Origin of the sequence: Gilliamella sp. HK2 (assembly GCF_001690265.1) — a bacterium.
GTDB lineage: Bacteria > Pseudomonadota > Gammaproteobacteria > Enterobacterales > Orbaceae > Gilliamella > Gilliamella apicola_C.
The window spans coordinates 1-10,662 of the sequence record NZ_LZGV01000008.1; the positions used below are offsets into that span (position 1 = coordinate 1).

The following is a 10,662-nucleotide window of genomic DNA, read 5'->3' on the forward strand; positions in this document are numbered from 1 at the left end:
ATTATTTTTCGAACATATAATTAAAATTTTATTGCTTATAATAGTTTTATAATAATAGTAAAAGAGTTAAAATAAAAAAATATAATAATTATAGTGTTATAAGGAATGGTGATGAAATGCACTTGTGTAAATAAAGAATGTAGTAAAGAATTTGATGTAGATCCAGATATTAAGTGCCCACACTGCCATAAAACACAAAAGATTAACGAAAGTCTTATAGGTCGTTTAGTTTTTGTTTGTTTAGTTGGTATAGGAGGATATCAAGTCAACGATTTGATATCTCCTAATTTTGAGAACAGGTATCCAACAAAGGTTGAATATAGCATCATAAATATGTGTCTGAATGATAATAAATTGATACATAGTGATTATTATAAAAAAAAATTTAGCAAATGTGTTTATGCACTTGAAGAAACTAGAGCTAAAATTGATTACTCTAGCTACAAAAAGGACCCAGGTGGATTTAATAAACATTTTAAGCGTGTTTTTACCAATGAATGAAATAAAGACTAGTACAGAATATGAACACCTTGTGGCTGAATTTAAAACTTATTTAGAATTAGCTCAATGGAATGAGCGTAATTTTTTTGATGAATTCTATGATAATTCAAATCATATAAGTGGCGAAAGGTTAAATCCAGAAGAAATCAGGCGAAAGTATGACGCTTTTAGAAAAGCCAAAACAAGAAATAATATTAATATATACGCCTTAAAAGAGTATATTAAATTTATGCAAAATCATGATGTTATAAAAAATAAAGGATATATTTATGCTAATTATATTCATTTAGGCGATGACATTAAACCAAGCACGAAGAAAATGCTTGAAAATTTGTCTAAAGAATATACTAATAAGGTTATGAGTGAATTAGATTAAAACTATTGCAACAAAAAGAACATATGTCGCAATAGTTTTATGTCAATTATTATTTTTTCGGTGGGTTATTATCTCGTCCACCACCAGAAGGGTTACCTGTTTTACTTGGCCAACCGGCTGAATTTGACATATCAATTCTCCTTATAGTATTTGTTAATAACACCATGATTTCATGGTGTTTATATATTAAAGGATTCTTATGTGACCAAATGTGACATTTGGTTATAAAAAATAACCATAAAACTCTTTTTTTAAATTATTATTTGTTAATACACAAATTTATTTACAAAAATCTGTTTATATTCATTTTACAACCACAGTGAGGGGGACAATGGATCATGGTTTTTAGTTATACGATTGTTTGATGAATGTGATTAATCAAGAAGTTACTACAATTCCATTATTTTATAAAAAATAAAAATTTTGTATATTCTAAACAATAAAAAACCCGCCTAGATTAAACGGGTTTTTATTTAATTTGAGTTATTATTGTTCAGAAATAACTTCAACAGTCAGTTTAGCAAAAGCTTCACTATGTACTTGGAAAAATACTTCGTATTCACCTGTTGTACGTAATACACCATTTGGTAAGCGAACTTCGCTTTTCGATACTTGAATACCGCGAGCTTTAACTGCATCAGCGATATCACGAGTACCAATTGAACCAAATAGTTTGCCTTCATCACCAGCTTTAGAAGCGATAGTTACTTTACCTAGAGCATTAATTTCAGCAACGCGCGCTTCAGCGGCTTTTAATGTCTCAGCAAGTTTTGCTTCTAATTCAGCACGACGAGCTTCAAAGAATTCAATATTCTTTTTAGTCGCTGCTACTGCTTTACCTTGTGGAATCAAATAGTTACGAGCATAACCCGCTTTTACATTAACTTGATCACCTAAGCTGCCTAAATTAGCAACTTTATCGAGTAGAATAATTTGCATTATATGTTCCCTCTGTTGCTAATTACTGATGGTTGTCAGTATATGGTAATAATGCCAAGTAACGAGCGCGTTTGATTGCGCGAGCTAATTGACGTTGATATTTTGCGCTAGTACCAGTGATACGGCTTGGTACAATTTTACCACTTTCTGTGATATAGCTTTTTAATAAAGAAACATCTTTATAATCAATTTCTTTAACGCCTTCTGCAGTAAAACGGCAGAATTTGCGACGACGGAAATAACGTGCCATTTGGCTATTCTCCTAATAGTTTAATCTGGTCAGCATGTAATACAAGTTGGCTTGTTTGGTTACGTTTAGTGTGGGTACTTATAAATCCACTGACTAAAATTTTGCTGCCTTTTTTTATGTAACTTAACTCTTGTTGTCCACTAGCAATTACGGGCATTATGCACCATGCTTGCCTTGTGAGTTCTGCTTCGATTTGTTTAGAAACATGTTCTAAATAAAATTGGCAGTGCGAAATCCCACTTGGACTGACTTTTCTTATCGGTGTTTTTTTTACAATACCCGATAACACTAAACGATTATTCGTCGGAATCATCGTCCATGTTTACTTCGTTAAAATCTTCTTCAGAACTACGACGTTCTTCTTTAGCTTTTAACATAGGTGAAGTTTCAGTTACAGCGTGTTTGGTGCGCATAATTAAACTGCGAATCACTGCATCATTGAAGCGGAAGTTATCTTCAAGTTCATTAACAGCTTCTTGAGTTGCTTCAACATTCATTAACACATAATGTGCTTTGTGCAGTTTTTCGATAGGATAGGCTAATTGACGACGACCCCAATCTTCTAAACGATGGATTTTACCACCATCAGTGGTTAATGTACCAGTATAACGTTCAATCATACCAGGTACTTGTTCACTCTGATCTGGGTGAACCATAAATACTATTTCGTAATGACGCATTATCGCTCCCTACGGATTAATCAGCTTTCTGTCGGGGCAACCGCAACCCATTGAAAGCAAGGAACATGAAAATAGGCGGTTGAAATCGACGTGGCATTATATATCAACTTATTATATTTGACAAATGAATATGCCAAGTGGTTTTAATACTTACTTTGATCGTTATAAGCAAGCCCTTCTGCATTTGAGTATTTCAAATTATAGGAGATATTAAAATATAACTCACAATAAAAACTTAAATAAAATCAATAGTTTTTCTGAACGGTTTTTAGGGTGTAAAATGCATTTTAAAATGTAACGATTTCTATACATTTTTATTGTTAAAATATGTTATGCTTGAGTATGTAAAATGTTAATTGTAGGTATATGCATAGTAAGGAGAATTTGATGGCTCAAGAAATTATTTTGAAGGAAACTATTTTTAGTAAAATTATTCGAAAAGAAATCCCTGCTGATATTGTTTTTCAAGATGATAAAGTGACGGCATTTCGTGATATTTCTCCTCAAGCGCCGAAGCATATTTTAATTATTCCCAACAAACTTATTCCAACTATTAATGATGTTACTGAACAAGATGAAGTGATATTAGGGCATATGGTGACCGTTGCCGCTAAAATTGCAAAGCAAGAAGGTATTGATGAAAGCGGATATCGCTTAATCATGAATTGCAACAAAGATGCAGGGCAAGAGGTCTTTCATATTCATATGCATTTATTGGGCGGTAAAAATTTAGGTCGATTAATAGGTTAATCATTATATGAAACAGTTCAAAGGTATATTTGTTACTAGTGCATTGATTTTTGCGTTAACTGGCTGTCATCTTATTAGCAATACCCCAAAAGTGGAAGTGAAACCGCCAGTAGATGAAACGCAGTCTAGCGATACGGCGGTCATTGAAATGCCCCCTCAAATTGTTAAACAAACGGATTGGTATTTAATCTTATCGCCTTTTATCAATAAGTTGGCTAATACATCACTTGCAAGCTCTGATAATAAGCTTATTTTAATTAGCGATATTCAAAACCGTAGCGGTGATTATCTTGCAAGCAATCAAATTGATGAAGCTTTACACCAATTAATGCATAAACAAAACACGTTCACAGTGGCTAATAAGCAGGTCATAAATCAAGCTAAACAAACACTGGGTATTTCGGCTGATGATAAGTTAGTTTCTCGAGGTAAGATGATTGGGTTGGCTAAGTCAATAAATGCCAACTATGTTCTTTTCACCACTATCTATAAAGTGCCTGATGAAAGCCATGGAGCAGATCTTGCAATGGAATTAATTTCAACACAAAGTGGAGAAATTCTAGCTAGATCTACCTCTAAAGATTTTTCTAAACAACCCAATATTAACGAGGGATCAAATCAAGTTATTGAGGATAACAAATAATGGGACCATTGCTGATTGATGTTGAAGGTAAATCATTAACCGAAGAAGATAAGGCATTATTACAAAACCCGTTGGTTGGTGGGGTGATTTTATTTAGTCGCAATTATCAGGATCAAACTCAATTAAGAGAATTGATAAAACAGATTCGGGCAGTTTCTACACAGCGTTTATTAATCTCGGTTGATCATGAAGGTGGGCGCGTTCAACGTTTTCGTGATGGTTTTACTGCTATTCCACCTGCGCAATCTTTTGCGGCTCTTAATGAGCTTGAGCAAGCTAAATCGTTAGCTTTTGATGCGGGTTGGGTACTTGCAATGGAACTGATTGCTTTTGATATCGATCTTAGCTATGCGCCCGTTTTAGACTTAGGTCATCATTGTCTTGCTATCGGCACTCGTTCATTTCATCAAGATATCAATATCGCCTATCAAGTTGCTGCTGCTATGATTGATGGTATGCATGCTGCAGGAATGAAAACAACCGGTAAACATTTTCCTGGGCATGGTCATGTGCTTGCTGACTCGCATAAAGAAACACCTATTGATCATCGTGAAAAATCACTCATTGAACACGATATGCAAATTTTTGCCAAATTGATCGCTGATAAAAAACTCGATGCCATTATGCCTGCTCATGTTATCTATCCTGCTTTTAATGATCTGCCCGCTAGTGGTTCACCTTATTGGCTTAAAACAGTGCTGCGTGAGCAATTACGTTTTGAGGGGGTGATTTTTTCCGATGATTTATCGATGAAAGGTGCAGCAATAATGGGAGGCTATGCCGAGCGAGCCCAAGCAGCATTAGCGGCAGGCTGTGATCTACTGCTAGCTTGTAATAATCGACAAGGCACTATTGCCATTTTAGAAAGATTAACAGAGCTAAATAAGATTTATCCATTAATATCAAATAAAGCGAAACATCTATTAACTAATACAAAAATCACTTATGCTGAATTAAAAAACAACTCTCAGTGGCAACATCGACGTGATAATTTAAAAAAACTTAGTGAAAAGTGGGAAGAATATGCAAGCAGCAATGATTGAAATTGATAATAACCAACTTCTAGTTGCGTATAATGATACGGCTAAAGCATTATTTCCTCATAACGTTTTAGTATTAAATCAACCTTTTGATTATCAAAAAATATTTAATTTTGATAATACAATAAATATAAATGAACAAGATGATGCAATCATCGTTTTAAATTCTCAGCACTTTTTATTGCAAAAAATGGTTGATCCATCTAAAACAGTCTTTGTTGTGCAACCAATTGCTTACTTAAAAAAACGATTGTCGAAAATCAAAGTCGTCGGGCACCATGCTTTCGATATCTTTGCCACTCAAAGTTTAGTTATGCAAAAACTTATTGCACAAGCTAAAGCTTTTTCTATGCAAAGTGAACCTTTATTAATATCAGGCGAAACAGGTACTGGTAAAGACTTACTAGCTAATGCTTGTCACCAATATAGCCCTCGCGGCGATCAAACCTTTCTAGCATTAAATTGTGCAGCTATGCCTGATGAGGTAGTAGAAAGTGAATTATACGGGCACGCAGCAGGCGCTTACCCAGGGGCGATTGAAAGTAAAAAAGGTTTTTTTGAGCAAGCTAATGGTGGTTCAGTATTGCTTGATGGCATTGATGAAATGTCTTTTCAAATGCAAACCAAATTATTACGTTTTATTAATGATGGTTATTTTCGGCGAGTAGGTGACGATAATGAAGTCTATGTCGATGTAAGAATTATTTGTGCAACAAAAGTCGATTTAGCTGATTTAGTCGAACAAGGTAAATTTAGAAAAGATCTCTACTACCGACTTAATGTACTGTCGCTCAATTTACCCTCATTGCAAGAACGTAAAGATGATATTTTGCCACTTACGCATATCTTTGTTAATGAATTTGCCAATAAACAAGGGTTCATACCACCTGCGATCGATAATGACCTTATTGACTACTTTGTTCACTATTCATGGCCAGGCAATGTAAGACAACTTAAAAATATTCTATACTCTGCATTAGCCCAATTAACTACCCCAATATTAACGGTTAAAAATATCGTATTGCCAACACCTAAATCACAAGTATCATGGGTCAACAATATCGAAAATAAAACTCTGGATGAAATAACCAAGCAGTTTGAAAAAGAAATCTTATTAAAACTTTATGACCAATACCCAAGCTCCCGAAAACTCGCTAAACGGCTCGGCGTGTCGCATACAGCAATTGCTAATAAGTTGAGGGATTATGGGATAGGGCGGTGATAAATTTATCTATATTGTAACAAAAAATTATAACAAATGGCATTGACGTATGCATTTATATTGGTCTTCTAGCTTAATCCTAATATCGTGAATGATATTTAACATATATGCAATATCTTTAAAATATATTTAAAAGATCTTTATTAGTGTTATACTGATACGGTTAGTTGTAATATGAAAAGCTATATGTGATTTAATTTAGGTAATTCAATGTGAAAACAAATATTATTAATTTATTAAATTCAACTAAAAATTATTTTTTTCAAAATGCTAAAATATATGACGATACCTATATTGAAAGGGTTTTAAAGGATATTGAGCATTATGAAGTGATTTCTTTTGATATTTTTGACACTATTTTAACGAGATTAGTTGAGTGTCCTATAGATGTTTTTTCAATTGTAGAAAAATGTTTAATAGAAAAAGGTTATTTTTGTATTGGTTTTGCTGTTGCCAGATTCGAATCAGAAAAAATTGCTAGAGATATTGCCTATCAACAAAATATAGAAGAGGTTACTTTAGATAATATTTATGAACAATTGAAGATAACTTATCCTGAGTATCGAGATGTTATAGAAGAAGCAAAGCAAACCGAAATAATGATCGAAATAAATTATTGTGTTCCATCTTTAGATAACTTATTTTTGATAAATAAAATTTTTGAAAAAAATAAAAAAATTATTTTAGTTTCTGATATGTATTTAGATGAAGAAACAATTAAAGAAATGTTAAGCAAAGTTGGAGTTTCATCTTTTGATAAATTATATTTATCAAGCGATTTATTAAAGACTAAAAATCACGGTACTATTTGGCAAAACGTCTTTGATGATTACACTAATCAAAAAATCCTACATATTGGTGATAACTATTACTCAGATGTTGAGGTGCCTAAAAGAAACGGTATAGATACTATTTGGTACAATTCTCTCATAACAGAAAGAAGATTAGGTGGGCAATTGTCAACAGATATTATTCCTTTTTCTTTGATAAAAAAAATGATTTTATTAACAGATAAGGTAATGTCTAAAGATTTCTGGTTTGCTTTCGGGATTTCTTGTGGTTCTTTTTTTATTTATAGCTTCCTTCAATGGTTGAATGATCACGTTAGAAAAAACAAAATTGAACATGTTTATTTTTGTTCTCGTGATGCACAAATTATTTACAATTTATGGAAAGAATTTAATTTTGATAAACTATGTGGTGTAACATCAAGTTATTTATATATTTCTAGACTTGTTCTTGGATATAGCCAGTGTTACATCGAATGTCAAAAACATAACAAACTTTCTGAGGCATCTTTAACTTTTCTTTCTAACCATAATATAGTTGAAGGGCAAACTAATAGAGACGTTCTAACAAGATTAAAAATTAATATATCTGATATTGACGTAAATAATTTTGTTAATAAATTTGGTGATTTGGATAGCAAATTTAATTTTTCGCTATTGGATGATTTTAAATTTTATCTTGGACATGATTTACTTCCTTTACTACTACCTCAATTTGAAGAGCAATACAAAAATTCCTATCAATACTATGAGCAAGAAGGTATATTTAGCTCTAAAAAAATAGCAATAGTTGATTTGGGATGGTCTGGTACTTTACAGCAAGCTCTAACTTTGTTTAGAGAAAATCATGGTATTAAAGAAAAAATATCTGGGTTTTATTATGGATTACACAATGGTTTGGCTACTGGACGAATATTTTACAACGGATTAATGAATGCTGCATTTTTTAGTGAATTCAATGATCCTAATAAAACTTTCTTAATGAAAAATAGCATTAATATATTAGAGAATCTTCATGTAGCAGATCATGAATCTGTTATCGGTTTCACTGAATCAATGGGAAAATATATTCCTATTTTCAAAGAAAAAAAAGATAATCTTAAAGAACAAGTAGTGAATTTAAATAGATTTTATAAGGGATTGCATTTAGTTATATCTAAATGGGTTAAAAATGAAGATGTTTTCGGAATTAATTCTGATTACATTGATGTAAATACGGCAAAAGGAGCTTTAGCTCAAGTCATTTGTTCTCCTACTAGTCTAGAAGTTAAAGAATTGGGAAATATATTACATGCTCCAGGATATGATCATGAGATTTATTTTCCTTTGATTTGGTCAAATGAAGAACCTTGGGATGAGAAAATATATCCTATGATTTACCGAGGAGGTTGGGTATGTGGTCAATTACTTTACTGGAAATATAATGGATATTATTCTGACAATGCTCATTTGTATCAAATTGTTAGTAACGAATTATCTAATTACAATTACCCGACAATTTTAAAAAGTTTTATTTTAGGATAATATATAATGAATATATCAGAACAATTATACCCATCTTACATTCAAAATTATGAAAATGTTGATTATATAAAACATGATGGATCTGTTGCTGTTATTATGCGAACCAAAGATAGGCCTATTTTATTAGCAAGGGCTTTAAAAAGTGTATTAGAACAAGAGTATCAGAATTGGCATTTGTATTTGATAAACGATGGAGGGGATAAAAAATCAGTAGAAGATTTAGTAAATATATATGCTTCTTCTTTCGATGGTAGATTAACTCTTTTACATAACGAAAAATCATTAGGTATGGAAGCCGCTTCGAATAAAGGATTTGAACTTGCTTCTGAGGAATTCATTGTCGTTCATGATGATGATGATTCATGGACTCCTCAATTTCTACAAAAAACGACTAATTTTTTAAAAGAGAATAAACATGCTGTTGCTGTCATCACAAATTGTGTTGTAATACATGAAGAAATCACAAATAATTATGTTCAAGAAACCGCTAGATATGAATGGGGGTATTGGCGTGATGATGTTGATATATCAGTCCTTTTGAAAGGAAATATAACTCCTCCAATTTGTTTGCTCATTAGAATGAATGTTGCTAAATCGATAGGGCCTTTTAATGCTGATTTACCAGTATTAGGTGATTGGGATTATAATTTGAGGCTATTTCGATGTGGTGAAATTTTAACGTTAAATGAAAAACTTGCTTTTTATCATCATAGAGTTAATGCAACATCTATCTATGGAAATTCTGTACATGCTGGTGTTAATAAGCATAAACTTTATGCAATCCGTTACAAAAATGCATTGGTTAGAAAATCTTTTCAAGAATCGCAAGGAAATTATGGTTTATTACAAATTCTATTGCTTGAACAGGATAAAAATTTAAATGAGATTAGAGCATTAGCGCATCAATTAGGCAACTCAATTGAACATCTTAATCATCAATTGATGCTTTCAAATCAGGAAGTAAAGAAAATCTTGAATGAAAGAGTGACGATCTATAATAGGATAAGATTATTAATTAGAAAAATTCGACGTTGGAAAAAACAAAAAAGTTGAATAATATAAGGGGTGATAGTGTGATGAAAATTGATATGAGAGATTTTTTATCAAGTTATTCCGATAAAAAAGTTTATTTTATTACTAACCCGGGGAATGCCGGTGACGCATTTATTACATATTCGACATACTGTTTATTTGATGAATTAAATATTTGTTATGAGATTATCGACCCTAATAATGATATTTCTGTTTCTAATGAAATTCTATTTTTTAGTGGCGGGGGAAACTTAGTAGAAGGTAAGTATGATCATTTATATAAAAAATTAAAAAAATATTTAAATAATAATAAATGTATTATATTACCTCATACTATCTGGGGCTATAAAGATCTTGTTCAAGAAACTCATAGGAATTTAATTATAATCTGCCGAGAAAAGGTTAGTTATGAGTTATGCGTTTTAAATGGGGCTAATAAAAATAATCTGTTTTTATCTGATGATATGGCTTTTTATTTTCCACAAAATGAATTGTCACAGTTTGCTATTAAGGGTAGAGGACACGGATGTTGTTTACGAACTGATGGGGAGTCATCTAAATTTCTTTATGTTAATGAATTTAATAAAGACATTTCATTATCTTGGAATGGAGAGTTGTGGGGTAATTATTTGTTATCAAAATACGTGACATATAGTTTGGCTAGTTATTTATCACAATTTGATGTGATTGAAACAGACCGCTTACATATTTCTATTTTTGCAGCGATGTTGAATAAAAAAGTTATTATGTACCCTAATGATTATTACAAAAATAGAGCGGTATTTGAAAATAGTATTATACAAAAATACCAAAATGTAAATTTTGTTAATACCTCTACAGATTTATTACACTCTGATTATGTAATGGATTTATTAAAAAATGCTCATCTCATTACAGATTAATAATTAATATAATTA

Annotated in this window: 13 protein-coding genes; 9 read left to right on the forward strand and 4 right to left on the reverse strand. The window is 31.7% G+C overall.

All coding sequences use genetic code 11. The features are described from left to right. The first annotated feature begins 111 nt into the window (after nucleotides 1-111). A complete protein-coding gene (locus A9G45_RS00140; RefSeq protein ID WP_065566919.1) occupies nucleotides 112-501 on the forward strand; it encodes a hypothetical protein in 390 nt (129 codons plus the stop codon). Continuing rightward, nucleotides 494-877 carry a hypothetical protein gene (locus tag A9G45_RS00145; protein ID WP_065566920.1) on the forward strand — a complete coding sequence of 128 codons (384 nt, stop codon included), beginning with the start codon at nucleotides 494-496 and terminating at the stop codon, nucleotides 875-877. The genes A9G45_RS00140 and A9G45_RS00145 overlap by 8 nt, the downstream gene beginning before the upstream one ends. 486 nt (nucleotides 878-1,363) lie before the next feature. Here A9G45_RS00145 and rplI read toward each other — a convergent pair whose 3' ends face one another. The 4 genes from rplI to rpsF are packed head-to-tail and all read right to left on the reverse strand — an operon-like array spanning nucleotide 1,364 to nucleotide 2,746. Continuing rightward, nucleotides 1,364-1,816 carry a 50S ribosomal protein L9 gene (rplI, locus tag A9G45_RS00150; protein WP_065566921.1) on the reverse strand — a complete coding sequence of 151 codons (453 nt, stop codon included), beginning with the start codon at nucleotides 1,814-1,816 and terminating at the stop codon, nucleotides 1,364-1,366. 22 nt (nucleotides 1,817-1,838) lie between these two features. Further along, on the reverse strand, nucleotides 1,839-2,066 hold the full coding sequence (rpsR, locus tag A9G45_RS00155; protein WP_025314965.1) for a 30S ribosomal protein S18: 228 nt from the start codon (nucleotides 2,064-2,066) through the stop codon (nucleotides 1,839-1,841). A gap of 4 nt (nucleotides 2,067-2,070) precedes the next feature. Continuing rightward, complete coding sequence (gene priB, locus A9G45_RS00160) at nucleotides 2,071-2,379, reverse strand: primosomal replication protein N (protein ID WP_065566922.1); 309 nt, start codon at nucleotides 2,377-2,379, stop codon at nucleotides 2,071-2,073. Further along, nucleotides 2,363-2,746 (reverse strand): 30S ribosomal protein S6, encoded by a 384-nt coding sequence (gene rpsF / locus A9G45_RS00165; protein ID WP_065566923.1) that lies wholly within the window; start codon nucleotides 2,744-2,746, stop codon nucleotides 2,363-2,365. The genes priB and rpsF overlap by 17 nt, the downstream gene beginning before the upstream one ends. Before the next feature lie 402 nt (nucleotides 2,747-3,148). On the opposite strand from rpsF, the gene A9G45_RS00170 reads away from it, so the two are divergent. The 7 genes from A9G45_RS00170 to A9G45_RS00200 all read left to right on the forward strand — a co-directional run bounded on the left by A9G45_RS00170 (nucleotide 3,149) and on the right by A9G45_RS00200 (nucleotide 10,647). Further along, on the forward strand, nucleotides 3,149-3,496 hold the full coding sequence (locus A9G45_RS00170; protein WP_065566941.1) for an HIT domain-containing protein: 348 nt from the start codon (nucleotides 3,149-3,151) through the stop codon (nucleotides 3,494-3,496). A 7-nt stretch (nucleotides 3,497-3,503) separates the two neighbouring features. Then, nucleotides 3,504-4,139, forward strand: a complete 636-nt coding sequence (locus tag A9G45_RS00175) for a hypothetical protein (protein ID WP_065566924.1) — start codon at nucleotides 3,504-3,506, stop codon at nucleotides 4,137-4,139. Beyond that, on the forward strand, nucleotides 4,139-5,182 hold the full coding sequence (gene nagZ, locus A9G45_RS00180; protein WP_065566925.1) for a beta-N-acetylhexosaminidase: 1,044 nt from the start codon (nucleotides 4,139-4,141) through the stop codon (nucleotides 5,180-5,182). The genes A9G45_RS00175 and nagZ overlap by 1 nt, the downstream gene beginning before the upstream one ends. Then, nucleotides 5,145-6,401, forward strand: coding sequence for a sigma 54-interacting transcriptional regulator (locus A9G45_RS00185; protein ID WP_218056976.1), 1,257 nt, complete (start codon nucleotides 5,145-5,147; stop codon nucleotides 6,399-6,401). Before nagZ ends, A9G45_RS00185 begins: the two co-directional genes overlap by 38 nt. A gap of 212 nt (nucleotides 6,402-6,613) precedes the next feature. Further along, a complete protein-coding gene (locus A9G45_RS00190; RefSeq protein ID WP_065566927.1) occupies nucleotides 6,614-8,713 on the forward strand; it encodes an HAD-IA family hydrolase in 2,100 nt (699 codons plus the stop codon). 6 nt (nucleotides 8,714-8,719) lie between these two features. Beyond that, nucleotides 8,720-9,766, forward strand: coding sequence for a glycosyltransferase family 2 protein (locus A9G45_RS00195; protein ID WP_065566928.1), 1,047 nt, complete (start codon nucleotides 8,720-8,722; stop codon nucleotides 9,764-9,766). Between the two features lie 23 nt (nucleotides 9,767-9,789). Continuing rightward, nucleotides 9,790-10,647 (forward strand): polysaccharide pyruvyl transferase family protein, encoded by an 858-nt coding sequence (locus tag A9G45_RS00200; protein ID WP_065566929.1) that lies wholly within the window; start codon nucleotides 9,790-9,792, stop codon nucleotides 10,645-10,647. Nucleotides 10,648-10,662: the final 15 nt, after the last annotated feature.